Source organism: Streptomyces sp. NPDC050418 (genome assembly GCF_044458745.1).
Lineage (GTDB): Bacteria > Actinomycetota > Actinomycetes > Streptomycetales > Streptomycetaceae > Streptomyces.
On sequence record NZ_JBITIG010000011.1, the window covers coordinates 187,727 to 212,352 of the forward strand.

The following is a 24,626-nucleotide window of genomic DNA, read 5'->3' on the forward strand; positions in this document are numbered from 1 at the left end:
GTGGCTTCGTGTGCGGGGGATCGGAAGTCGCGGGTTCGCCGGCCGCGCCGTCTCGGTCGTCAGGACGGGTCGGCGGCGACGGCGGGTGCGGGGGCGGACCGCGAGGTGAGGAGCCGGCCGAAGGCCGCCGTGGCCGGGATCATGATGAGGGCGTAGACAGCCGCGGGCACCGCGAGGGCGGTGCTGCCCAGGGTGGTGATCGCGAGGGTCATCGCGAGCGTCGCGTTGTGGGCGCCGATCTCGAACGACGAGGCGATGGCCTGGCCCTTCACGACGCCGAGCGCGCGGGGCACCACGAAGCCGATGGCCAGACTGCCCAGACAGAACAGCAGGGCGACCACGCCGATCTCGGCGAAGTACGAGCCCAGGTTGGCGCGTTCGCTCCAGGCCGCGCCGAGGACGACGAGCGCCAGGACTGCGGTGGAGACCGTGCGGACCGGGCGGTCGAGGCGTTCGGCGAGCACCGGGCGTGCGTTACGCAGCAGCATCCCGGCCGCGACCGGGACCAGGACGATCGCGAACACCTGGAGGAGCTTGCCGAATTGGAGGCTCACGGCGCCGTCGTCGAGGACGGGGTGGAAGTGGTCGAGGCTGAAGTTCACCACGAGCGGCACCGTGACCACGGCGATCACCGAGTTCACGGCCGTCAGCGTGATGCTCAGGGCGACATCGCCGCGGAAGAGGTGGCAGAAGATGTTGGCCACCGTGCCGCCCGGCGAGGCGGCGAGGAGCATCATGCCGACGGCGTGCAGCGGCGGCAGGTCCCAGAGGACGACGAGCCCGAAGCAGAGCGCGGGCAGGACCAGGAGCTGGAGCGTGAGCGCGACGGCCACGGCCTTCGGGTGTTTCCGCACCCGCCGGAAGTCGTCGAGGGTGAGGGAGATGCCCAGGCCCAGCATCACCACCGCGAGGGCGGCGGGCAGGAACACATCGGTGATCACGGTATTCATCGGCTCAGCTCCGGCGGTGAGACGGGGCCGGCCGGTGTCGGACTGACCCGCCGCCCGGTCCGGCAAGTTGTCGCACCGTAGGCAACGAGCCGGGTCCGGCGAATTGGTACGGGACGACGAAAGACCGGCCTCCGCTCGTGTGCTCGCGCCAAGAGCCCGCTCCCGTGGTCTTCCTAGCGTTCGCGGCGGACAGCAGTCCCCACCCGCAGCAGGAGGAACCCATGACAGATCTGACCGGACGCCGTGCCCTGGTCACCGGCGGTGCGCAGGGCATCGGCCGGGCGATCGCCGAGCGCCTGACCGCGGCGGGAGCACGTGTGGTGCTCGCCGATGTGAACGAGGCCGGTGTCCGGGCCACGGCCGAGAAGCTGGGCGAGGGCACCGTGGGCGTCGGTTGCGACGTGACCTCCATGAGCGAGGTCACGGCCGCGGTCGCGGCGGCCGTGGAAGCCATCGGCGGCCTCGACCTCGTGGTCAACAACGCCGGAATCGAGATCGCCAAGCCGCTCACCGAGCTCGGCGACGACGAGTTCATGCGGGTCATCGACGTGAACGCCGGCGGTGCCTTCCGGGTCATCAAGGCCGCCGTGCCCGCTCTGGCCGCCGCGGGCGGGGGCACGGTCGTCAACATGGCCTCGATCGCCGGCACCCGTGGCGGCCCGCTGCTCGGCGCCTACTGCGCGTCCAAGGCCGCCGTCATCCGGCTCACCGAGACCGCGGCCATCGAGCTGCGGCAGGCGAACATCCGGGTCAACGCCGTCTGCCCGGGCATCGTCTCCACCGAGATGGCCGACCGGCTCGTGGCACCGATCAACGGCATCTCACCCATCCCGTTCGACGATCTGATCGCCATGAAGCAGGGTCGCCAGGGTGAGCCGGCCGAGATCGCCGACCTTGTCGCGTTCCTCTCGTCGGACCGTGCGCGGTTCGTCAACGGCGCGCACTACGTCGTCGACGGAGGTCTCACCGCGAGCCTGTTCTGACTCTCGCCGCCGACAGCCGCTCCGCCGAACCGCCGGACTCGGACGGCACGCTCCGCAGGACCGTGCCGCCGAGCCAGTGGCAGGCCGTGAGCGCCAGTTCGAGCTCGAGCCGCTCGTCGTCGAGCGGCCGGCCGCGTGCCTCGACCGCCTTGTCCACCCGGTACTTGACCGTGTTCTTGTGCAGGTGGATCAGGCGGGCCGTGGCCACATAGCTGTGGTGCTCGGCCAGGAAGACCCGCAGGGTCTCGCGCAGCCTGGCCGCCGCCACGGTGTCATCGGCGAGCGGGCCGAGCGCCTGCGCGACGAGCCGCCTGGTCGCCTCCGGATCGCCGGCGAGCAGCGCCGCCGTACGTACCCCGGAATCGGTGAACGAGGTGACCACACGTGCCTGTTCGGCTGCCGAGGTGGCCACGCTGCAGGCGCGCAGGGCCTCGGTGTGGGTGAGCCGGAAGCCGTCCGCGCCGGCGGCGGGGGAGCCCAGCGCGATGCGCACGCCCGGGCCCGCCCGGCGGGCGAGCTCCGCCACCTGGTCCGGGTCCGGGGCCTGCGCGCTTGCTCCGAGCGGTATCCATCCCCAGCCGGTGTCCCGGCTCTGCGGTACGAACAGCGGTGTCCCGGACGCCCCGGCGAGCGATGTGACGGAGCCGAGCAACTCCTCGAAGCGGTATGGACCGTTGCCGGCCGCGCCCGGTCCGGCCACCCACACCACCGCGCCCACGTGCCACTGCCGCAACCGGTGTCCCAGCGCGGCCTCGGCCACGGACATCTCGACCGGGTCGCCGTCGAGCAGTGACCGCAGGGCGGCGGCGCGCACCGTGCTGCGGTGGGACAGCCACTGCTCGCGCTCGGCCTCGTAGACCGCCACCACCTGCTCGGAGACCGCGTCGATGTAGCGGAAGGCGATGTCGGTGACGAGCCGGCCGGCGGCGAAGGAGACCCGTGGGTCCGGCTCGGTGTGCGCGATCCGGTTCATGAACCACCGGACGACTTCCTGGTGGCCGAGCCGGTAGGCGCGGACCAGCGCGGTCGAGGCGATGCCCTGCCGGGCCAGTCTGCGGGCGTACTCCTCGGCGGCCGCGGGGGCGGTCAGTTCCTCCGTGGATATCCCGTAGCGCACCACGCCGGTGAAGGTCTCCAGATTGCTCAGGTTGCTCCCGGAGAGCAGTTCGTGGAGCGTCGGGTCGCCGTTCAGCTCGGTGATGCGCTTGGAGAAGAGGACCTCCAGGCTGCGCGCGAAGTCGTCGAGCTGCGGCGGCATCTCGTTCGCCACACTCCGCACCCGGGCCAGGGCCAGCCGGTCGATCTCGGCCGGGTCGGCGGCACGTGCGGTCATCGGGGCTCCTGGCGGGCGTATGCGCGGGCGTACTGGTGCTGTGAGGGAGGTGCGGACCGGTGCCGGCGTGCGGAAAGCGTCCGTCCGGTTCCCGGCAGCATCGCAGACGCTCCGCACCCAGGGGATTGGATGCCGGGTCACGAAGCCATGTCGATGTTTTGTGTCCTCGGCACAGGCCCGCCCGGCGGCGCCCCTCCTAACGTCTGTCCTCGATCCCCGCCCGCCCCGCCGTTGCGACGGCCGGCCGGCGGGAGCGGTCACAGATCCCGGATGTCCGCACGGAGCCGATCCAGGCCAGTCGCGTGTGCTGCCGTCCAGCGAGATGAGGGGAATGCCGTCCGTGACACTCGATTACCTGCCCTGGGTACGGCCCGCATCGTTCGACGCGCTGCCGTGCGTACGCGACGAGCGCGAGGAGCTCACCTACGGCGGCTTCGCCGCGCGGGTCGAGGCGGCGGCCGAGCAGTTCGCCGAGTACGGGGTGGGGCCCGGATCCGTCGTCGCCGTCATGCTGCCCAACCGGCTGGAACTGCTGGTCTCGCTGGTCGCCGCCTGGCGCCTCGGCGCCGCGGCCACACCGGTCAACCCGGTCCTCACCTCGTACGAGGCCGACTACCAGATCGCCGACGCCGGAGCCGTCCTCGTGGTGAACGCGGACGCGGACGCCCCGGACGGAGGACGGCCCGCCCTGGGAGTCGCCGATCTGCGCCGGACCGCCGAAGGCACCACGCTGCCCACGCCCGCCACCGCGGCCGCGGACCTCGCCCTGCTCGTCTACACCAGCGGTTCCACCGGCCGTCCCAAGGGCGTCGAGCTGACCCACGGCAACATCGCCTCGATGGCCGCCTCGATGGTGACCGCGCTGCGCCTCACCGGCGACGACCACTGCCTCCTGGTGCTGCCGCTCTTCCACGTGAACGCGATCTGCGTCAGCTTCCTGTCCAGCATGCTCGTCGGCGGGCGGCTCTCCGTCCTCGGCCGCTTTCACCCGCAGCGTTTCCTGGAGTCCGTGCAGGAACTGCGGCCCACCTACTTCTCCGCGGTCCCCACGATCTACGCGCACCTGGTGTCCCTCCCGGACGAGGCCCGCTACGACACCTCCTCCGTCCGGCTCGCGATCTGCGGCGCCGCCCCCGCGCCCGTGGAACTCCTCGACGCGGTCACCGGCCGCTTCGGCTTCCCCGTGATCGAGGGCTACGGCCTGACCGAAGGCACCTGCGCCTCCACCGCCACCCCCCTCGACGGGCCCCGCAAACCGGGCACCGTCGGGGTGGCCCTGCCCGGGCAGCGGATCGCGGTCATGGGACCGGGCGGCGAACTGCTGCCCGCCGGGGAGCGTGGAGAGGTGGTCGTCCAGGGCCCGACCGTGATGCACGGCTACCTCAACCGCCCGGAGGAGACCGCGAAGGCCCTCGCGGACGGCTGGCTGCACACCGGCGACGTCGGCGTACTCGACGAGGACGGCTGCCTGCGACTCGTCGACCGCATCAAAGACATGATCATCCGGGGTGGCGAGAACCTGTACCCCAAGGAGATCGAGAACGTCCTGTACGAGCACGAGGCCGTGCTGGAAGCCGCCGTCGTCGGCATACCCGACGCGACGTACGGCGAAGTGCCCGTCGCCTACGTCGCCCCGGCTCCGGGAGCCGCCCCCGACCCCGGTGAACTGCGCGCCCACTGCGCCGAGCGGCTCACGAAGATCAAGGTGCCCACCGCGGTCCACGTTCTCGGGTCCCTGCCCAAGAACCCGGTCGGAAAGATCGACAAGCCCGCACTGCGCGCCCTGAAAGGCGAGGCCTCGCCTGTCCCGGTGTCCGCACCGGTGTCCGTCCCCCACACGAGCAGCTGAGCGAGGACCGCATCATGGGATTTCTCCGCCCCGACCTTCCGAAGGAAGACCCGCGGGAGTTCGCCGCCAAGCCGTTCCTGGAGCGCGTGCGCATCCTGTCCCAGCACTGGGTGGAACACGGCTTCGGCTCCCCCTGGGGAGTGCACTGTGTGTACATCCTCAAACTGGTGCTCTTCTACGCCCTCGGCGGCCTTCTCGTCGTCTCCGCCACCTCGGACGTCGGCTCCCTCGGCGAGTTCGGGCAGTGGTGGGACGAGCCCGTCGTCTACCAGAAGCTTGTCCTGTGGACGGTGCTTCTGGAGGTCGTCGGCCTCGCCGGATCGTGGGGTCCGCTGGCCGGCCACTTCCGGCCGATGACCGGCGGCGCGCTGTACTGGCTGCGGCCCGGCACCTTCCGGCTGCCCCCGTGGCCGGGCAAGGTCCCCGGCACCGCCGGCGACACCCGCACCGTGCTCGACGTACTGCTCTACCTCGCGCTGATCGGCACGCTCGTCGCCTCTCTCGTCCTGCCCGGTGAGCCCGCCGATTCGCTGTCCCAGGCGCTGCCGGACGCCGCAGGCGGGCTGGTCCGTGCCGACGTACTCCTGGCGATCGCGGCGCTGCTCGTCCTCTGCGGCCTGCGCGACCGGCTGATCTTCCTGGGTGCTCGCAGCGAGCAGTACCTGCCCGCGATCCTGTTCTGCGCCGTCTTCGGCTTCACCGACATGGTCATCGCGCTGAAGCTGCTCATCGTCGTGGTGTGGGTCGGCGCCGGTGTCTCCAAGTTCGGCAAGCACTTCGCGATGGTGGTGCCGCCGATGGTGTCCAACATGCCGGTCCCGTTCTCCAAGGCGCTGCGCCGTGCGCACTACGCCAAGGGCACCGAGGACCTGCGCCCCTCCGGACTCGCGTGGTTCATGGCGCACATCACCGGCACCCTCGTCGAGCTGGCGATCCCGCTGATCCTGCTGTTCTCCACGAACAGCACCGTCACGCTTCTCGCGGCCGGCTCGATGGTGATCTTCCACCTCTTCATCGTCACCACCTTCCCGCTCGCCGTGCCGCTGGAGTGGAACGTCCTCTTCGCCTACACGGCGGTCTTTCTCTTCACCGGCTTCCCCGCCCAGGACGGGTACGGAGTCCTGGACTTCTCCCAGGGCTGGATGCTGCCGGTCCTCGTCGCCGCGCTCTGCTTCTTCCCGGTGCTCGGCAACTTCCGCCCCGACCTGGTCTCGTTCCTGCCCTCGCTGCGCCAGTACGCGGGCAACTGGGCCTCGGCCACCTGGGCGTTCGCCCCCGGCTGCGAGGAGCGGCTCAACGCACTGCACACCCCGGCGAAGAACCACACCGAGCAGCTCCGGCGCATGGGCTTCGGCCTCATGGGATACGCGCCGGACGACGCCGAGATGCTGCTGCAGAAGACCATCGCCTGGCGCGGGATGCACAGCCAGGGCCGCGGCCTGTACTCGCTGCTCCAGCGGCACCTGCCCGACCTGGACACCCGTACCGTCCGCGAGGCCGAGTTCATCTGCAACGCGCTCACCGGCTGGAACTTCGGCGACGGCCACCTGCACGACGAGCGCCTCATCGCCGCCGTGCAGAAGCGGCTTGACTTCGCACCCGGCGAACTGGTCGTCGTCTACTGCGAGTCCCAGCCCGTCCACAAGGACGTCCAGGAGTACCGGGTCATCGACGCCGCGCTCGGTGTCGTGGAACGCGGCACGTGGAAGGTCGCGGACGCCGTGGCGGAACAGCCATGGCTGCCGAACGGACCGATCCCGCTGACGGTGACCTGGACCCATCCCGACCACCCCGTCCCCGCCCCGCGATCCGCACCGGCCGCCCCGGCGAACCAGGAGGCCTGACGCCATGACCACCGCAGTCGTCGTGGGGAGCGGCCCCAACGGGCTCGCCGCAGCGGTCCGCCTCGCCCAGGAGGGCGTGCAGGTCACCGTCCTCGAGGGGGCCGACCGGCCGGGCGGGGGCACCCGGACCTCCGAACTCACCCTGCCGGGCCTGCTCCACGACGACTGCGCGGGGATCCACCCCACCGGCGTCGCCTCGCCGTTCCTCTCCTCGCTCGGCCTCGACCGCTTCGGCCTGGAGTGGCTCTGGCCCGAGGTGGACCTGGTCCACCCGCTGGACGACGGGCGGGCCGGCGTGCTCTCCCGCGACATGGCACGGACCGTGGCCTCACTCGGCCGGGACGGCGCCGCCTGGCAGCGGCGCTTCGGCCCCTCGGCCCGTGACTTCGGCGAGCTCGCCGAGGATGTGTTCAAGCCGGTCGTGGGCATACCCCGGCACCCATGGGTGATGGCCCGCTTCGGGCTCACCGCCGCACTGCCGGCCACCTGGGCGGTCCGCCGCTTCCGCGACGAGCCGGCCCGCGCCCTGTTCACGGGGAACGCCGCGCACGCCTTCGGGCGCCTCGACACCCCGCTGAGCAGCGCGATCGGAGCGATGATGACCGTGGCCGGCCACGCCGTGGGCTGGCCCGTCGCCGCCGGCGGCACCCAGGCGATCACGACCGCGCTGATCCAGCTCCTCGAAAGCCTCGGCGGCACGGTGAAGACCGGCGTCACCGTCACGAGCATCGACCAGCTGCGCGAACTCACCGGTGCCGCACCGGATCTCGTCATGCTGGACACCGCACCCGCAGCCGCCGCGCGGATCTGCGGCGACCGGCTGCCGCCACGAATACGCCGGGCGCTGGGCCGCTACCGGTTCGGCCCCGCCGTCCACAAGGTCGACTACGCGATCGACGGCCACGTGCCGTGGACCAATGACGAGGCCCGCCGCGCGGGCACGCTCCATCTCGGCGGCACCGCGCGGGAGATCGTGGCCGCCGAAGCGGCCACAGCGCGCGGACAGCTGCCCGAGCGCCCCTTCGTCCTCGTCGGACAGCAGTACCTCGCCGACCCGTCGCGCTCCCGCGGCACGGCCAACCCCCTGTACGCGTACGCGCACATCCCGCACGACCACCCCGGTGACGTGACGGAGGCGGTCACCGCCCAGATCGAACGATTCGCCCCGGGCTTTCGCGACCGCATCCTCGCCACCAGCTCCCGCACGGCCCGTCAGACGGCCGCGTACAACCCGAACTACGTGGGCGGAGACATCTGCACGGGCTCCAACGGGCTGCGTCAGCTCGTGCTGCGTCCGCGAGCGGCCCTCGACCCGTACTCGCTGGGCGCTCCCGGCCTCTACCTGTGCTCCTCGGCGACGCCGCCGGGAGCGGGCGTGCACGGCATGGGCGGCGCGAACGCCGCCGAGGCCGCGCTCCGCCGGCTCGCCCGCTGACCCGCCACCCGAGTCGTCCTTCCGAACCACCGAAAGGCCCGTCGTGCAGCACAACCGGTCCGCCGACCCCGGCATCACCACCCCGCCCGCCCCGTTCATCCGCGCCGACCGGGTCGAGCGCGACAACTCGCCGCTCAACGAGGTGCTGTACGAATCGCGGGTCCTGGACGCGTACACCATCGGCGTGCAGGCCTACGTCTACGGCTGGCCCGCCGTCGAGAACTGGCGCATCCGCGCCCGCTTCCTCGACCCTGCCGCACCCCAGCACGCGTCCCTGAACACCTTCCTGCACGAGCCCGAACTCGCCGACCACCGCTACGAGTTGTTCGTCACCCCCAATGCGGATCTGCTCTATTCCGAGGCGTTCTTCGACCTCCGTGCGGAGCCGCTGATCCTTCACGTGCCCGACACCGGCACGATGGGCTACTGGGCCGCGCAGATCCTCGACGCCTTCACCGACACCGCCGCCAACGTCTCGAGCCGCTCGGTCGGCTCGGGTCCCGGCGACTACGCCCTGGTCGGACCCGGCTGGAACGGCGCCCTGCCCGGCGGCGTCACCGAGGTGCCGGTCCCCACACACACCGGCTTCGTCCTGCTGCGCACGCTGCCGCGGAACGCCACCGAAATCGACGCGGCCCGCAAGGTACAGGAGGGATTCACCCTCACCCCGCTGTCCCGTTTCCCGGACGGAGCCCCCGGTCCGTACGAGGCTCCGGCCGTCCCCGCCGACGACCCACGCCGCGCGGTGATCGCCGAGCAGGACGCCCTCTCCACCTCCCTCAGCTTCTTCACCGTCCTCAACGCCGCACTCACCGAAGGCGGCTGCCGCCCCGGCGAGGACGGACTGATGCAGCTCTTCGCCCGCATCGGCATCGGCCCCGGCCGGGTGTTCGACACCGCATCCCTCGACTCCGCGACCCGGGAGGGCCTGACCCGCGCCCTGGCCGACGGCTGGAAGCTGGTCCAGGCGCGCTCCGCGACCGCCCGCACCCGCATCCGCGACGGCTGGGTGCTGCCCGAACCCGAGGCACAGACCGGCAGTTACGGCTTCGACTACCTGCAGCGCGCCGGCGTCGCACACCGCGGGGTCTACGCCAACACCGAGGCCGAGTACGTGGCCCTGCCAGCTCTGCTCGACTCCGAGGGCCGCCCCCTGGACGGCTCCCACCGCTACACCGTGCGCTTCGAAGCGGGCGGCCTGCCCCAGGTCGACTCGTACTGGTCGGTGACCTACTACGCGCTGCCCGGCCGCAACCTGATCGGCCATCCCTCCGGCCGCACGACCGTCAACAGCCTCGACACGGAACTGACCACGGGGCCCGACGGCTCCCTGGAGATCCACATTCAGGCGGACGCCCCGGACGAGGGCCGCCGGTCCCACTGGCTGCCCTGCGCACCCGGCCCCTTCCAGCTGATCCTGCGCGCCTACCGGCCCGCCGACCCCCGCCTCCACAACGGCCAATGGGCGCCCCCGTCCATCGTCCGCCACTGATTCCCGTACCGCCGCCAGATTTCCGTACCGCCCACCAACTCCGTACACACCAACTCCCCACCCCAGGAGCAGCAATGAACCAGGACCTGACCGGCAAAGTCGCGGTCGTCACCGGATCGGCCCAGGGCATCGGCTTCGCCGTCGCCTCCCGGCTGGCCGCGGCCGGAGCCCGGGTCGTCGTGTCCGACCTGGACCGGACCGCGACCGAGGCCGCCGCGGAGAAGATCCCCGACGCCGTCGCGATCCCTTGCGACGCCCGCGACGAGGCGCAGGTCGAGGCGCTCGTCGCGCAGACCGTCGAGACGTGCGGCGGACTGCACGTCATGGTGCCCAACGCCGGCGTCGCCCGGCCGCAGCCGATCACGTCGATGTCCCTGGCCGACTGGCGCCATGTCACCTCGGTGAACCTCGACGGGACCTTCCTCGCGATCCGGCACGCCGCCCCGGCGATCATCGCCTCCGGCGGCGGCAGCATCGTCACACTCGGCTCGGTGACCGCCACCGGTGGCACCCCGCTGCTCAGCAGCTACGCCGCGTCGAAGGCCGCCGTGGTCAACCTGACGAAGACCGCGGCGCTCGAACTGCGCGACCACGGTGTGCGGGTCAATGCCGTGATGCCCGGCTTCATCGAGACGCCGATGGTGACCGGCTCGGTCGAGACCTTCGAGCAGCAGCTCGGCCTGCCGGCCGGCGGGTTCGCGGGACTGATCGAGCAGAAGCAGGGCCGGCTCGGCACCGCCGAGGAGGTCGCCGAACTGGTGCTGCTCCTGGCCGATGACTCGGCCTCGTTCTTCAACGGCTCCGGACTGCTGCTCGACGGTGGGCTGACCGCGTCGCTGTTCTGACGTACCGGTGCGCCGACGTCCTGGGCGGGTGTGCTCACCCGCCCATGACGAGATCACACCTTGACCGGCCGCTCCAACCCCTCCGCACGCTCCAGAGACCGCGCCGTCCGCACGGCCGTCCCCCGAGCCCACCGCCCACTCGTCACGGCACCGATCACCAGCACGCTCAGACCGCAGCCCGCGATGATCCACCACGCGGGCCCCGACGCGTCCACGAAGCCGGCGGAGGCGCCGGACGCGGAGGCCATCCCCGCCGCGAGGACCGCGCCGATGACCGCGACACCCAGCGTTCCGCCCACCTGCCGGCTGGTCGAGGCGACCGCGGCGGCGACGCCCGCCTGGGCGCGGGGCATGCCGGAGACGGCGGTGTTGGTGATGGGGGCGTTCACGAAGCCGAAGCCGATGCCGAAGACCAGGTAGCCGATGACGAGGGTGGTGTTCGAGGTCTCCGCCTCGAAGGCGGCGAACAGGACGCCGCTCGCCGTCATCGCGACACCCGCGACCAGGAGCGGGACACGGGGACCGCGGCTGCCCACGAGCCGCCCGGAGAGGGGCGCGCAGACGAAGCACATCGCCGCCATCGGCAGCATCCACAGTCCGGCGTGCAGCGCGTCGAGGCCCCGTACGTCCTGGAGGTAGAGCGTGGACAGGAAGAGGAAGCCGGACAGCGCGGCGAAGGCGCTCACCGCGATGACCGTCGCCCCGCTGAACGGGGCGCTGCGGAAGAAGCGCAGGTCGATGAGCGGTTCGTCCCGGCGGCGCTCGTAGAGTACGAGGCCGGTGAGCGCCGCGGCCGCCACCGCCGTGAACGCCAGGATCTCCGCCGACAGCCAGCCCTTCGCGGGCGCCTCGATGATCGCGTACGTGACCGAGCCGAGCAGTGCGATGACAAGGAGCTGGCCCACCGGGTCGGCCCGGCGCGGCTTCGGGGCGCGGGACTCCGGTACGTAGCGCAGCGTCAGGAGCAGGGCCGCGAGGCCGACCGGCAGGTTGACCCAGAAGATCGAGCGCCAGCCGACCGAGTCCACGAGCAGCCCGCCGACCACGGGCCCGGCGGCCATCGAGAGCCCGACGACCGCACCCCAGACCCCGATCGCGCGGGCGCGCTCCTTCGGCTCGGTGAAGGTGTTGGTGATGATCGACATCGCCACCGGGTTGAGCATCGAGCCGCCGACGGCCTGCACCATGCGGAAGGCGATCAGGGATTCGAGGTTCGGCGCGAGCGAGCAGAGGACCGAGCCGATCGTGAAGAGGACGAGGCCGGTCAGGAAGACCTTGCGGCGCCCGATCCGGTCGGCGGTCGAGCCCGCGAGCATCAGGAGCGAGGCAAGGACCAGGGTGTACGCGTCGATGGTCCACTGCATGCCCGCCACGTCCGCGTCCAGTTCCTGGCGCATGGACGGCAGGGCGATGTTCAGGACGGTGTTGTCCAGGCTGACGATGAGCAGGCTCATGCAGCAGATCGCGAGGATCAGCAGGCGCCGGCGGTGCGTGGGCTGCTGGGCCGGCACGTGGGTCGGCTCGTGCGTCGGCTCAGGTGAGCGCGGCTCAGACATGCATCAAAAGTACGCCTAACTAAAGACCCTGTCGGTCGCAGGGCCCGATACGCGACAATGGCGGGATGCCGCAGCAGTCTTTCTCTCCGCTCACCATCGGCCCGCACGCAGTACAGCCGCCGGTCGTACTCGCCCCCATGGCCGGGATCACCAACGCGCCGTTCCGCACCCTCTGCCGGGAGTTCTCCGGCGGCAAGGGGCTCTACGTGAGCGAGATGATCACGACGCGCGCCCTGGTCGAGCGCAACGAGAAGACCATGCAGCTGATCCACTTCGACGAGACCGAGAAGCCCCGGTCCATCCAGTTGTACGGAGTGGACCCGGCCACCGTCGGCAAGGCCGTCCGCATGATCGCGGAGGAGGACCTGGCCGACCACATCGACCTCAACTTCGGCTGCCCGGTCCCCAAGGTGACCCGCAAGGGCGGCGGTTCGGCGCTCCCGTACAAGCGCAACCTGCTGCGCGCGATCCTGCGCGAGGCCGTGAGCGGCGCCGGGGATCTGCCGGTCACGATGAAGATGCGCAAGGGCATCGACGACGACCACATCACCTACCTCGACGCGGGCCGGATCGCGGTCGAGGAGGGCGTCACGGCCATCGCGCTGCACGGGCGCACGGCGGCGCAGCACTACGGCGGTACGGCGGACTGGGACGCGATCGCGCGGCTCAAGGAGCACGTGCCGGAGATCCCGGTGCTCGGCAACGGCGACATCTGGTCGGCCGAGGACGCGGTCCGCATGATGCGCGAGACCGGCTGCGACGGGGTGGTCGTGGGACGCGGCTGCCTGGGGCGGCCGTGGCTGTTCGGGGACCTCGTCGGCATCTTCGAGGGCAGCCAGGCGCCCGCCGCTCCTTCCCTTCGAGAGGTCGCGGAGGTGATGGTGCGGCACGCGACGCTCCTGGGGGAGTGGATCGGCGATGAGGCACGGGGTGTCATCGACTTCCGCAAGCATGTGGCCTGGTACCTGAAGGGCTTCGCGGTCGGCTCCGAGATGCGCAAGCGCCTGGCGATCACCTCGTCCCTGCAGGAGCTGCGCTCCGGCCTGGACGAGGTGGACCTGGACCAGGCCTGGCCGGTCGGCGCGGACGGCCCGCGCGGCCGCACATCGGGCAACAACCGCGTCGTACTGCCGGACGGCTGGCTCAAGGACCCGTACGACTGCGCGGGCGTGAGCGAAGAGGCCGAGCTGGACACGTCGGGCGGCTGAGAGCGCCCGGACCGACCTCTGATTGATCATCGATCGTCGAGTGATTCTCGCCACCTTGAGTGGCCTACTGCTCAGATGAGCGGATCTTGAGGGTATGCGGAGCCTGAAGGGTGGCACGGGGTGCCACCCTTCTTTGCGTTCAAGAGTTGAACTCAACTGCTTCAGATGACGCTCATGTGAGCGCTCACCCTCCCGATCCGGTCAAGACCCCTTCGGGGGATGAAAACTTCGCCTACCGAAGAGTCACTTTCGATCTCCTGGCGGACGGGTGGTTACAGCCGTACGTCGCTCAGGTGTATCTCCTCAGACTCCTTTGATCTGGGTACATTCCTCGACGTCAGGGCAGCCACCCGAGCCTCGAGGAGTCGAGACCCGTGTCGGAAAACAAGCAGCAGAAGTTCGTCTACGACTTCACCGAGGGAAACAGGGACCTCAAGGACCTCCTCGGCGGTAAAGGCGCGAACCTCGCCGAGATGACCAACCTCGGACTCCCGGTCCCTCCGGGCTTCACCATCACCACCGAGGCCTGCAAGGTCTACCTCGAGAGCGGCAACGAGCCCGCTGAGCTGCGCGAAGAGGTCAGCGCGCACCTCGACGCCCTCGAGCAGACGATGGGCAAGAAGCTCGGCCAGGCCGACGACCCGCTGCTCGTGTCCGTCCGCTCGGGCGCCAAGTTCTCGATGCCCGGCATGATGGACACCGTCCTCAACATCGGTCTCTCCGACGTCTCCGTCGAGGGCCTCGCCAAGCAGGCCGACAACGCGCGCTTCGCCTGGGACTCGTACCGCCGCCTCATCCAGATGTTCGGCAAGACCGTCCTGGACGTCGACGGCGAGCTCTTCGAGGACGCCCTCGACGACGCCAAGGCCGCCAAGAAGGTCACCAGCGACACCGACCTGGACGCCGCCGACCTCAAGAAGGTCGTCAAGCAGTTCAAGAAGATCGTCAAGACCGCGACCGGCCGCGACTTCCCGCAGGACCCGCGCGAGCAGATGGACCTCGCCATCGAGGCCGTCTTCAACTCCTGGAACACCGACCGCGCCAAGCTGTACCGCCGCCAGGAGCGCATCCCGGGCGACCTCGGCACCGCCGTCAACGTCTGCTCGATGGTCTTCGGCAACCTCGGCCCCGACTCCGGCACCGGCGTCGCCTTCACCCGCGACCCCGCCTCCGGCCACCAGGGCGTGTACGGCGACTACCTGCAGAACGCGCAGGGCGAGGACGTCGTCGCCGGCATCCGCAACACCGTGCCGCTCGCCGAGCTCGAGTCGATCGACAAGAAGTCGTACGACCAGCTCATGGAGATCATGAACACGCTGGAGACCCACTACAAGGATCTCTGCGACATCGAGTTCACCATCGAGCGCGGCCAGCTGTGGATGCTGCAGACCCGCGTCGGCAAGCGCACCGCCGGTGCCGCCTTCCGTATCGCCACCCAGCTCGTGGACCAGGGCCTCATCGACGAGGCCGAGGCGCTGCAGCGCGTCAACGGCGCCCAGCTCGCCCAGCTGATGTTCCCGAAGTTCGACGAGGACGCGAAGGTCGAGCAGATCGGCCGCGGAATCGCCGCCTCCCCGGGTGCCGCCGTCGGCAAGGCCGTCTTCGACTCGTACACGGCCGTCAAGTGGTCGCGCTCCGGCGAGAAGGTCATCCTGATCCGCCGTGAGACCAACCCGGACGACCTGGACGGCATGATCGCCGCCGAGGGCATCCTGACCTCCCGCGGCGGCAAGACCTCGCACGCCGCCGTCGTCGCCCGCGGCATGGGCAAGACCTGTGTCTGCGGCGCCGAGGAGCTCGAGGTCGACACCAAGCGCCGCCGCATGACCACCGCCTCCGGCGTGGTCATCGAGGAGGGCGACGTCGTCTCCATCGACGGCTCCACCGGCAAGGTGTACGTCGGCGAGGTACCCGTCGTACCCTCCCCGGTCGTCGAGTACTTCGAGGGCCGGATGCACGCCGGTGCCGAGGAGGCCGGCGAGCTGGTCGCCGCCGTGCACCGCATCATGTCCTTCGCCGACGGCAAGCGCCGGCTGCGGGTCCGCGCCAACGCCGACAACGCCGAGGACGCCATGCGCGCCCGCCGCTTCGGCGCCCAGGGCATCGGCCTGTGCCGCACCGAGCACATGTTCCTCGGTGAGCGCCGCGAGATGGTCGAGCGCCTGATCCTCGCCGACACCGAGGCCGAGCGCGAGGACGCGCTCAAGGAGCTTCTGCCGCTGCAGAAGAAGGACTTCGTCGAGCTCTTCGAGGCCATGGACGGGCTGCCCGTCACCGTGCGTCTGCTCGACCCGCCGCTGCACGAGTTCCTGCCCGACATCACCGAGCTCTCGGTCCGTGTCGCGCTCGCCGAGTCCCGCAAGGACGCCAACGAGAACGACCTGCGCCTGCTCCAGGCCGTGCACAAGCTGCACGAGCAGAACCCGATGCTGGGTCTGCGCGGCGTACGCCTCGGCCTTGTCATCCCCGGCCTGTTCGCCATGCAGGTCCGCGCGATCGCCGAGGCCGCCGCCGAGCGCCGCGGCGCCAAGGGCGACCCGCGCGCCGAGATCATGATCCCGCTCGTCGGCACCGTCCAGGAGCTGGAGATCGTCAAGGACGAGGCGGACCAGGTGATCGCCGAGGTCGAGGCCGCCACCGGCACCAACCTCAAGCTCACCATCGGCACCATGATCGAGCTGCCGCGCGCCGCGCTCACGGCCGCGCAGATCGCCGAGGCCGCGCAGTTCTTCTCGTTCGGCACGAACGACCTGACGCAGACCGTCTGGGGCTTCTCGCGCGACGACGTCGAGGCCAGCTTCTTCACCGCGTACCTGGAGAAGGGCATCTTCGGTGTCTCGCCGTTCGAGACCATCGACAAGGACGGCGTCGGCTCGCTCGTGAAGCACGCCGTCAAGGAAGGCCGCGCCACGCGTCCCGACCTCAAGCTCGGCGTCTGCGGCGAGCACGGCGGTGACCCGGAGTCGGTGCACTTCTTCCACGAGGTGGGTCTCGACTACGTGTCCTGCTCCCCGTTCCGTATCCCCGTCGCGCGCCTCGAGGCGGGCCGGGCAGCGGCGGGTTCGCAGGGCAGCGACAGCCGCTGACCTGCACCTGAACCACCGGGGCCGTCGGCGGGTCATGCCCTGACACAACCCTCACCGGTTCGCCGCCGGCCCCGGGATCACATGGAGGGGGCGCCCTGTGCGGGGGCGTCCCCTTCGCCATGTTCAGCGGTGGTCCAGCTGGGCCACCACCTGCCGCGCGTACGGGACCGCCTCCGCCAGCACCGCCCCGTGCTCCTCGAGTACGGCGGCGTGCTCGGCGTACACCTTCGCGCGCACTGCGGGCTCCAGGGCGCGGCCCGTACGCGCCAGGCCCGTCGCGGTCACGCAGCGGGCCTCGGCGACCGCGGCACCGCGCTCCGGTGCGGGGGAGTGGCCGAAGTACGCGGCGAGCACCAGCGGTGACGTGACGTCGAAGCCCTCGCCGCGCATGCAGGACGACCAGGCCGCCTGGGCCTTGCGATAGCGCGGCCGCTCCCGTACCGCCTCGCGCACCTCGGCCGTGACCGCGCGCGCCGCCGCGTCGGTGCGCTGCCAGCGCTCGCCGTCGCCGTACAACGCGTTGCCGGCCGCGCGGGCGCAGTGGGCCGTCTTCCGGTCGTACGCGGCTTGGCTGCGGCCGTCGAGTGCGTGCCGGTAGCGGCGGTTGGGGTCCTCGCGGGCGTACGCGGCCGCCTCCTGACGCAGCGCGGTGCCGAAGCCGTGGCTGCGGGCCCAGGCCATGTCGTCGATCCCGTACGGAAACGGCCTGGGCGGCCCGGGCACCCGGTCCGGTGTGCGGACGGAGTAGCTGACACCGCGGCTGCGCAGGCAGCCCGCGAGGTACAGCTGCTCGGCGTGCCTGAGGAGCTCCCGTGCCTCCTCGCCGGGTGGCTCCCATTCCGTCAGTTGGTTCGCGGCGGCCTCGGCCGACGGTTCTCCCCCCGAAGAACCGCAGCTCACCAAGGCCGCCGCGAACAGGACCAGGACCGCGACCGCGGACGCGGCCCGTCCCGGAAGACGCTGTGCATCCCCCACGGTGTTCCCCCGAACCCCCGTACAACCGTGCTCGCCTCATCGTCGGCACGGCCCGCGGGAAACCGCGAGGCCTTTTGGCCCTGCCCAAATGCTGCGCTCTCTCGACGACAGCCCCTGGGACCCGCTGCTCACTCCGCTTCGAGGACCCGCTTGAGCTCGCTCAGATGCGTACGCCAGAACTCCTTGTACGCGGCCACCGCGTCGGCGTCGTCCAGCTTGTGGTGGCCGAGGCCGACCTGCGTCTTGCCGGGGCCCTTCGCCGTCAGCCAGACGGAGATCCGGCTGCCGCCGTCCTCCCAGTCGGCCGTCAGGGACTTGCCCGCGCGGTGCGTGCGCAGGGTCAGGTCGCCGTCCGGGAGCCAGCGGCGGCGCAGGGCCGCGTCGACGAAGGCCTCGCTCACGCGTTCCGCCGGAGCGTTCACCGTCTTGCTCGCCGAGGCCTCCCATGTGCCCTCGCAGGACTGGCCGACCTCGCGCAGACCGCGCTCCTGCTCGTAGCCGACGGTGATCGACTGGGCGTGCCAGCCGTTCACTCCGTGGTCCTCGCGCAGATGCCGGGCGATCTCGGTGTGCCCGCGCTCCTGGGCGCCCCACTTGTCGAGCACGGCGAACCAACCCACCCAGTCCTTGCCGGTGGACTCGGTCAGGACCGCGGCCGACAGCTTCTCGGTGATCTTCTTGCCAGCACTCATGGGGCCGACGCTAGGCGGGCCGGTGGGCCCGGGCAAACGGTTGCGGCTCCGTCGCAGGCACGCCGCCTAGGCGGCGGCGCGGAGTTCCAGGGCCGCGAGCGGGATGAAGCCGCGGTTCTCGCCCGTGGTGTCGAGGGTGCCGCCCGAGAGGCGCTTGAGCATGGCGACAGCGATCCGTTCGCCCTGCGCCTTGGCGCGCTCGGCGTTCGGCCCCGTGTGCAGCCCGTCGAGGGTGGCGTGCCACAGCTGGACCCAGCGGCCGAAGTGCTCGGCGGTCATCGGCTCGACCGAGTGCAGGGCGGCGTGCGGTGCGAACGCGTTGCGCTGGTACTCGGCGCTGCGGAACAGGGCGCGCTCCCAGAAGTCGGTGATCCGGGGCATATGGACATCGAGGCTGGTCCCCGCGATCTCCGTGAAGAAGGGCCCGATCAGCGGGTCGGCGAAGGCGGCGGTGTAGAAGCGGCGCAGCAGCACGTCGAGGTCGGCGCGGCCGGCGATGTCGGCGCGGACGCGACGCCCGCCACGGCTGTCGCCGCCGGGCCGGCTGCTGTCGCTGTCACGGTGGGGGTCGGGGTCGGCGAAGCGCACGGAGTCCATCCTTCCACGGTGCGGGGCGCGGGCACGGCGGGTCCAGGGGCTTTGGTCCCGCGGGGTGGTGGCGAGGGCCGCCGCCCGAACCCAGGGCAAGCCCTCACCCCCCCGGACCGCCCCGCCCTACTTCTCCCAGCTGTACGTCACCCCGGTCAGCTGCTCCGAGGCCGCCCACAGCCGCTCCCCGGTCGCGTCGTCGAGCGTCCACTTCGCGCGGACGGACTTCGCCGGCGCCCCGCGCCAGCCCACGAAGCGCGGTCCGGTGAAGGAGTCCGGGCGGACTCCGGGCGCCGTCGCCGCGTACAGCGTCGGCCACGCGCCCGCCTCCGCGGACTGGGCCAGCACCTGTGTGCCCGCGGCCGAGACGCGTTCCGTGAGGCGGCGGCCCTCCATGCGGGGACCGGCCGTCTGCAGGTTCGTGCGGGCGAAGCCGGGGTGCGCGGCGGCCGCCACCACCTCCGAGCCGGCCCTTGCGAGACGCCGCGCCAGCTCGTGTGTGAACAGCAGGTTCGCCGACTTGGATCGTCCGTACGCGATCCAACGGCGGTATTTCCGCTCGGAGTTGAGGTCGGCGATGTCGACGTCGGAGAGGAAGTGCATCCCGCTCGACACCGTCACGATCCGCGCCCCGGGCGTCCCGAGCAGCTTCGGCAGGAGCAGGCCCGTGAGCGCGAAGTGCCCGAGGTGGTTGACGCCGAACTGCGTCTCGAAGCCGTCCGCCGTCCTGCCGTACGGGAGCGCCATCACGCCCGCGTTGTTGATCAGCAGATCCAGCTGCTCCCCGGCGAAGGCACCCGCGAAGTCCCGTACCGAGGAGAGGTCCGCCAGGTCGAGGGGTGCGAACTCGGCCTCGGCGGACGGGATGTCGGCGGTGATCCGTGCGACGGCCTCCCGCCCGCGCGCCTCGCTGCGGCAGGCGAGCACCACCCGCGCTCCCCGCCGGGCCAGCTCGCGGGCGGCCGCGAGGCCGATACCGCTGTTGGCGCCGGTGACGACCGCCGTGCGGCCGCTCTGGTCGGGGATGTCACGCGTGGTCCAGGCGGTCATGACGGTCCTTCCGGAAGGGGGCACTTCGGTCGGACGTCAGCGTACGACCGAACTTACCCGCCGGTAAGCCCAGTCTCACCGTCAAGCCCGGCGCACCTCGTACGCCCGCACCGCCACCTCGGAATCGTCGAGACACGCCCCCGACTCCAGGTCGAAGCGCTGCTTGAGCAGCGGGGACGCCACGAACGGGCGGCCGGAGGCCGAGCCGAGCAGGCCGCGGGACAGGACCGAGGCCCCGGTGAAGGGATCCCGGTTGTCGATGGCGTACGCGCGGCCGTCGCGGTCCACGAAGAGCGCCGCCTGCCGGCCGTCGGGCAGCAGGGCGGCCGCGCCGCGCCCGGGCTGCAGCCGGGCCGCGTCGCAGATGGTGAACCAGTTGTCGTCCAGGCGGAGTTGGAGAGTCATCGGGCGGTCAGTGCTCCTTCGGGGATCAGGACGGCGAGGTCCGGCTTCATCTGGTCGCGCTCGGCGACGAACTGCACGGTCGGGTCGGGGGTGCCGGGCGCGTTCACGAACGACTGGAAACGGGCGAGGCGCTCGGGGTCGGCCAGGGTCTCGGCCCATTCGTCGCGGTAGCCGGCCACGTGGTCGGCCATCAGGCCCTCCAGCTCCGCGCACAGCCCGAGCGAGTCCTCGACGATCACCTCGCGCAGGTGGTCGAGCCCGCCCTCGAGGCGCTCCAGCCAGCTCGCGGTGCGCTCCAGGCGGTCCGCGGTGCGGATGTAGAACATCAGGAACCGGTCGATGAGCCGGATGAGTTCGGCATCCGAGAGGTCCTGCGCGAGAAGGTCCGCGTGGCGCGGGGTCATCCCGCCGTTGCCGCCGACGTACAGGTTCCAGCCGCTCGCCGTCGCGATCACCCCGAAGTCCTTCGACTGCGCCTCCGCGCACTCGCGGGCACACCCCGAGACCGCCGACTTCAGCTTGTGGGGCGCGCGCAGACCGCGGTAGCGCAGCTCCAGGTCGATGGCCATACGGACCGAGTCCTGCACCCCGTACCGGCACCAGGTCTGCCCGACGCAGGACTTCACGGTCCGCAGGGCCTTGCCGTACGCGTGCCCCGACTCGAAGCCCGCGTCCACCAACCGGGCCCAGATGGACGGCAGTTGGTCGACGCGCGCACCGAAGAGGTCTATGCGCTGACCGCCCGTGATCTTCGTGTAGAGCCCGTAGTCGCGGGCCACCTCGCCGATCACGATCAGCTTCTCGGGGGTGATCTCGCCGCCGGGCACCCGCGGCACGATCGAGTACGAGCCGTTGCGCTGCATGTTCGCGAGGAAGTGGTCGTTGGTGTCCTGCAGCGCCGCCTGCTCGCCCTGAAGGACATAGCCGTCCGCGCCGATCGTCGGGGCGAGGGAGGCGATGATCGAGCCGACCGTCGGCTTGCAGACCTCGCAGCCCTCGGTGCCGCGGGCGCTCTCGCGTCCGTGCTCGTCGAGGAGACGCGCGTACGACGTGATCCGCTTGACCTTGACGATCTCGTAGAGCTCGGCCCGCGTCAGGCCGAAGCAGCCGCACAGCCCCTTGTCGCCGCTCTGGGGGAGCAGCTGCAGGATCGTCTTGACGCAGCTGCCGCAGCCCGTACCGGCCTTGGTGCACTGCTTGACCTCGGGCAGGGTGCCGCAGGCGCAGATCTCGCCCTTGGTGACGTTGTGGCAGGAGCAGATGATCGCGTCGTCGGGGAGCGCGTCCGGGCCCAGCTTCACCGGGCCGCCCGCGCCCGCCGGGAGCACCAGCTGCTCGGGCGCGACCGGCGGCACGCTGCCGGTCAGCGGCCGCAGCATCCCGTACGCGTCGGCGTCCCCGACGAGGACACCGCCGAGCAGCACGCCCTCCGGGTCCATCACGAGCTTCTTGTACGTGCCCGAGCGGGAGTCCGCGTAGACGACGTCGAGGCAGCCCTCGGTCGCCCCGTGCGCATCGCCGAACGAGGCGACGTCCACCCCGAGCAGCTTCAGCTTCGTCGACATGTCGGCACCGGTGAACGAGCCGGGGAAGCCCGCGACGGCGTCCGCCGCCGCCTCGGCCATCGCATAGCCCGGTGCGACGAGTCCGTACACCTTGCCGTCCGCGGCCTGCGCGCACTCGCCGATCGCGAACACGGCCGGGTCGCTGGTCCGGCACTCCTCGTCGACGGTGATGCCGCCGCGCTCGCCGACCGTCAGGCCGCACGCGCGGGCCAGTTGGTCCCGGGGCCGTACTCCGGCCGAGAACACCACCAGATCCGTGGGCAGTTCACTGCCGTCGGTCAGCCGCATCGCGCCGACCCGCCCGTCGTCGCCGGTGACCACGGCCTCGGTGCCGGCGCCGGTGTGCACGGTCAGGCCCATGCGCTCGATGGTCCGCAGCAGCGCCGCGCCGCCGCCGTCGTCGACCTGCGCGGGCATCAGACGCGGCGCGAACTCCACGATCCGCGTATCGAGTCCGAGACCCTTCAGCGCGCCCGCCGCCTCCAGACCCAGCAGCCCGCCGCCGACCACGGCGCCCCGCGTGGCGTCCTTCGCATACGCCTCGATCGCCTCCAGGTCCTCGATCGTGCGGTAGACGAAACAGCCCTCGGCGTCCTTGCCCGGCACGGGCGGTACGAAGGGGTACGAGCCGGTCGCGAGCACGAGCGTGTCGTACGCGAAGGTGCGGCCCGTACGCGTGGTCACGGCCTTGGCCTCGCGGTCGACTGTCTCGGCGGCCTCGCCCAGGTGCAGCTCGATGCCGTTCTCCGCCATGAACTCCACGGGCGTGAGCGAGAGATCCTCGGCGCTCCTGCCCTCGAAGTACGAGGTCAGATGGACGCGGTCGTACGCGGGACGGGGCTCCTCGCACAGCACGGCCACCCGATGGGTCCCGGTGACCCCGCGCTCGACGAGCGCTTCGAGGAACCGCTGGCCGACCATGCCGTGTCCGACGAGCAGCAGGGTGGGGAGGGTGTCAGGCTTCGGCATCGTTACAGGCCTCCGTCGTGGGTGAGCAGATGGTGCAGCGGTGCGTCCTGGGGCAGCGGCTCTGCTGCGTGCCAGGCGTCGGCGAGGGTGCCCACGGCACCGAGTTCGCCGAGCAGCACCCCGCCGACGAGCCGGTCGTCGCGGACGACGACCTTGCGGTACGTGCGGCGTGTGGCGTCGGTCAGCCGGATCACGTCGTCGCCCTCGCGGATCGACGTGTCGCCGAACGTGGCGAGATCCAGCGGAAGTCGTCCCTCGTCCGTGAGGGTGAGACGGGTCAGTGCGCGGGTGCCCTGATAGCCGCCCTCGCCGTGGTGCAGCAGGTCGGCGAGCGCGTCGGCCTGTTCGAGCGCGGGGGTGGCGAGCCCGTAGCTCCGGCCGCGGTGCTCCGCGCAGTCCCCGATCGCGTGGATGTCCGGATCGCTGGTCCGCAGCTCGTCGTCGACGACGATGCCGGTCCGGACATCGAGCCCGGCCTCGCGGGCCAGCTGCGTACTGGGCCGCACCCCGCACGCGAGCACGACGACATCGGCGCCGAGGACGTAACCGTCGGCCAGCGCGACCCCGGTGGCGCGGTTGCCGCGGGTCCGTACCTCGCGCACCCGGCACTCGGTGTGCACCTCGACGCCGCGCTCGGCGAGATGTTCCCGGACCAGCTCCCCGGCCTCGGCGTCGAGCTGCCGTTCCATGACGTGCTCGCCCTGCTGGGCAAGCACGACCTGCGCGCCGCGCTCGGCGAGCGCCCGCGCGCACAGGACGCCGAGCAGTCCGCCCCCGATGACGACGGCCCGCGCGCCCTCCCGTACCGCCTCGGAAAGCGCCAGGCAGTCGGCCATCGTCCGGAACGCGTGCACGTTCTCCGGCAGTCCCCGGGTGAGGCCGCGCAGGGCGGGCAGCACCGGGTTGGAGCCGGTCGCGAGCACCAGTGCGTCGTACGTCAGCGTCTCGCTGTCCGCGAGCCGCACCTGCCGTTTCCCGCGGTCGATGCCCACGACCCGGTCCCGCACCACGGGCCCCGGATCGGGCAGCGCCGCCACCTCGGCCGGGAACCGCCGGGCCAGCACGTCGGCGAGCAGCACCCGGTTGTACGGCGCGTGCGCCTCGGCCCCGACCAGGGTGACCTCGGCCCGCCCCCTCATCCGCAGGGCGAACCGCGCCCCGGCGGTGCCGGCCCCGATGACCACGATGCGCTGTCCCATGCACCTCAGCGTGCGGCGCGGGTGTTGCCCGTCCGGATCGGTCCCGTTTCGGCTTGGGGACGGGGTGCTCAGCGAAGGGGCTGGGGGAGTGTGAGGGCGCGGAAACGCGAACGGCCCTTGCCCGGCTTCTCGTGCGAGAAGCGGAGCAAGGGCCGTTCGGCGCCGGCGTCAGATGATGCGCTCGGGAGCGTCGAACTGGTCCACGGGGGCGACCGGGCAGGCCGCCATGGGGCCACCGAGCACGTTGCCGCCGACGCCCTGCGGGTTCGGGACGGCGCAGCGCAGGTCGACGTCGACGAGCGGGGCGCCGTAGGTGTTGAGGATGCCGCTGGCGTCACCGCCGATGGCCGTGTCGCCGTTGCGGGTGGCGAAGTCACTGGCGGAGCCGCTGCCGCTGGTGGTCTCGCCGTAGGCGACACGCGCGGCGCTGCTGGCCTCGCCCGCGCTGGTGGCCGTGTGGTTCTGGCCCTCCGGCCCGGAGACGGTGGCCGCGGAGGCGGAACCGGCGGCCGCCATGGTGGCGACGGTGGCGATGGCTGCACCGGACAGAACGGTCTTGATCACGGACGTGCTCCTTTGATGACTGATTCGTGGCTGATTTC

Annotated in this window: 19 protein-coding genes; 8 read left to right on the plus strand and 11 right to left on the minus strand. The window is 71.4% G+C overall.

The window, feature by feature from the left end; all coding sequences use genetic code 11:
- Positions 1-59: 59 nt before the first annotated feature.
- Entirely contained in the window at positions 60-950 is an 891-nt protein-coding gene (locus ACIBI4_RS26505) for a bile acid:sodium symporter family protein (protein WP_399206551.1), read from the minus strand.
- Between the two features lie 221 nt (positions 951-1,171).
- Between ACIBI4_RS26505 and ACIBI4_RS26510 the strand changes: the two genes are divergently transcribed.
- Entirely contained in the window at positions 1,172-1,933 is a 762-nt protein-coding gene (locus tag ACIBI4_RS26510) for an SDR family NAD(P)-dependent oxidoreductase (RefSeq protein ID WP_399206552.1), read from the plus strand.
- On the opposite strand, the gene ACIBI4_RS26515 is transcribed toward ACIBI4_RS26510, so the two are convergent.
- Positions 1,914-3,266 carry a PucR family transcriptional regulator gene (locus ACIBI4_RS26515; RefSeq protein ID WP_399206553.1) on the minus strand — a complete coding sequence of 451 codons (1,353 nt, stop codon included), beginning with the start codon at positions 3,264-3,266 and terminating at the stop codon, positions 1,914-1,916. The genes ACIBI4_RS26510 and ACIBI4_RS26515 overlap by 20 nt on opposite strands.
- A gap of 340 nt (positions 3,267-3,606) precedes the next feature.
- Here ACIBI4_RS26515 and ACIBI4_RS26520 point away from each other — a divergent pair, with 340 nt between their 5' ends.
- From ACIBI4_RS26520 to ACIBI4_RS26540, 5 genes are all read left to right on the plus strand, one after another.
- Positions 3,607-5,115 carry a class I adenylate-forming enzyme family protein gene (locus ACIBI4_RS26520; RefSeq protein WP_399206554.1) on the plus strand — a complete coding sequence of 503 codons (1,509 nt, stop codon included), beginning with the start codon at positions 3,607-3,609 and terminating at the stop codon, positions 5,113-5,115.
- Between the two features lie 14 nt (positions 5,116-5,129).
- Positions 5,130-6,959, plus strand: a complete 1,830-nt coding sequence (locus ACIBI4_RS26525; protein WP_399206555.1) for a DUF3556 domain-containing protein — start codon at positions 5,130-5,132, stop codon at positions 6,957-6,959.
- A 4-nt stretch (positions 6,960-6,963) separates the two neighbouring features.
- Complete coding sequence (locus ACIBI4_RS26530) at positions 6,964-8,394, plus strand: phytoene desaturase family protein (protein ID WP_399206556.1); 1,431 nt, start codon at positions 6,964-6,966, stop codon at positions 8,392-8,394.
- A gap of 43 nt (positions 8,395-8,437) precedes the next feature.
- Positions 8,438-9,886, plus strand: a complete 1,449-nt coding sequence (locus ACIBI4_RS26535) for a DUF1254 domain-containing protein (RefSeq protein WP_399206557.1) — start codon at positions 8,438-8,440, stop codon at positions 9,884-9,886.
- 74 nt (positions 9,887-9,960) lie between these two features.
- Positions 9,961-10,731, plus strand: a complete 771-nt coding sequence (locus ACIBI4_RS26540) for an SDR family NAD(P)-dependent oxidoreductase (protein ID WP_399206558.1) — start codon at positions 9,961-9,963, stop codon at positions 10,729-10,731.
- A 53-nt stretch (positions 10,732-10,784) separates the two neighbouring features.
- On the opposite strand, the gene ACIBI4_RS26545 is transcribed toward ACIBI4_RS26540, so the two are convergent.
- The gene (locus tag ACIBI4_RS26545) at positions 10,785-12,287 is read right to left on the minus strand and encodes an MFS transporter (protein ID WP_399206559.1); all 1,503 of its coding nucleotides are present in this window, start codon (positions 12,285-12,287) and stop codon (positions 10,785-10,787) included.
- Positions 12,288-12,352: 65 nt separating this feature from the next.
- On the opposite strand from ACIBI4_RS26545, the gene dusB reads away from it, so the two are divergent.
- Both dusB and ppdK read left to right on the plus strand, forming a co-directional pair.
- The gene (dusB, locus tag ACIBI4_RS26550) at positions 12,353-13,495 is read left to right on the plus strand and encodes a tRNA dihydrouridine synthase DusB (protein WP_399206560.1); all 1,143 of its coding nucleotides are present in this window, start codon (positions 12,353-12,355) and stop codon (positions 13,493-13,495) included.
- A gap of 374 nt (positions 13,496-13,869) precedes the next feature.
- Positions 13,870-16,581 (plus strand): pyruvate, phosphate dikinase, encoded by a 2,712-nt coding sequence (gene ppdK, locus ACIBI4_RS26555; protein WP_399206561.1) that lies wholly within the window; start codon positions 13,870-13,872, stop codon positions 16,579-16,581.
- A 123-nt stretch (positions 16,582-16,704) separates the two neighbouring features.
- On the opposite strand, the gene ACIBI4_RS26560 is transcribed toward ppdK, so the two are convergent.
- From ACIBI4_RS26560 to ACIBI4_RS26595, 8 genes are all read right to left on the minus strand, one after another.
- Positions 16,705-17,556 carry a hypothetical protein gene (locus ACIBI4_RS26560; RefSeq protein ID WP_399206562.1) on the minus strand — a complete coding sequence of 284 codons (852 nt, stop codon included), beginning with the start codon at positions 17,554-17,556 and terminating at the stop codon, positions 16,705-16,707.
- Between the two features lie 128 nt (positions 17,557-17,684).
- Positions 17,685-18,248: a hypothetical protein gene (locus tag ACIBI4_RS26565; protein ID WP_399206563.1), complete on the minus strand. Its 564-nt coding sequence runs from the start codon at positions 18,246-18,248 to the stop codon at positions 17,685-17,687.
- A gap of 66 nt (positions 18,249-18,314) precedes the next feature.
- The gene (locus tag ACIBI4_RS26570; protein ID WP_399206564.1) at positions 18,315-18,845 is read right to left on the minus strand and encodes a group III truncated hemoglobin; all 531 of its coding nucleotides are present in this window, start codon (positions 18,843-18,845) and stop codon (positions 18,315-18,317) included.
- Between the two features lie 117 nt (positions 18,846-18,962).
- Positions 18,963-19,886 carry an oxidoreductase gene (locus ACIBI4_RS26575; RefSeq protein ID WP_399206565.1) on the minus strand — a complete coding sequence of 308 codons (924 nt, stop codon included), beginning with the start codon at positions 19,884-19,886 and terminating at the stop codon, positions 18,963-18,965.
- A gap of 81 nt (positions 19,887-19,967) precedes the next feature.
- On the minus strand, positions 19,968-20,291 hold the full coding sequence (nirD, locus tag ACIBI4_RS26580) for a nitrite reductase small subunit NirD (RefSeq protein ID WP_399206566.1): 324 nt from the start codon (positions 20,289-20,291) through the stop codon (positions 19,968-19,970).
- Positions 20,288-22,825, minus strand: coding sequence for a nitrite reductase large subunit NirB (gene nirB / locus ACIBI4_RS26585; protein ID WP_399206567.1), 2,538 nt, complete (start codon positions 22,823-22,825; stop codon positions 20,288-20,290). The genes nirD and nirB overlap by 4 nt, the downstream gene beginning before the upstream one ends.
- Before the next feature lie 2 nt (positions 22,826-22,827).
- Positions 22,828-24,024 (minus strand): NAD(P)/FAD-dependent oxidoreductase, encoded by a 1,197-nt coding sequence (locus ACIBI4_RS26590; RefSeq protein WP_399206568.1) that lies wholly within the window; start codon positions 24,022-24,024, stop codon positions 22,828-22,830.
- A 168-nt stretch (positions 24,025-24,192) separates the two neighbouring features.
- Positions 24,193-24,588: a hypothetical protein gene (locus ACIBI4_RS26595; RefSeq protein WP_399206569.1), complete on the minus strand. Its 396-nt coding sequence runs from the start codon at positions 24,586-24,588 to the stop codon at positions 24,193-24,195.
- Between the last annotated feature and the right edge of the window lie 38 nt (positions 24,589-24,626).